This window comes from Tritonibacter sp. SIMBA_163 (assembly GCF_046535935.1).
Classification (GTDB): Bacteria; Pseudomonadota; Alphaproteobacteria; order Rhodobacterales; family Rhodobacteraceae; genus Epibacterium; species Epibacterium scottomollicae.
In genome coordinates this window covers 1-251 of sequence record NZ_JAWJBP010000951.1, presented here as the reverse complement: position 1 = coordinate 251, position 251 = coordinate 1, and the positions used below count along the sequence as shown (strand labels likewise).

The 251-nt window shown below is 43.0% G+C and carries 1 protein-coding gene; it reads left to right on the top strand.

The annotated features are described in order from the left end of the window. Positions 1–251, top strand: a 251-nt coding sequence (locus R0J92_RS25135; protein WP_411053687.1) for a hypothetical protein, incomplete at both ends; no start/stop codon positions are given.

The window sequence follows — 251 nt, the reverse complement described above, 5'->3', positions numbered from 1 at the left end:
ACAAATGGCTTTATTCATTGCTCGAATGGCAGTTATGGCCGCTCAAGCGATGGCAAATGCTGTACGAATGGCGGCAGCTTGGGTTGTTGCGATGGGTCCTATTGGTTGGATAACGGCCGCAGTAATTGGAATAGTTGCTTTAATCATAGCCAATTGGGATAAAGTCAAAGCGTTTACTCTAAAAATATGGGGAGCCGTTTCAAATTTCCTTAAAGGTTTATGGGAAGGTATAAAAAAGGTGGCTTCTACAG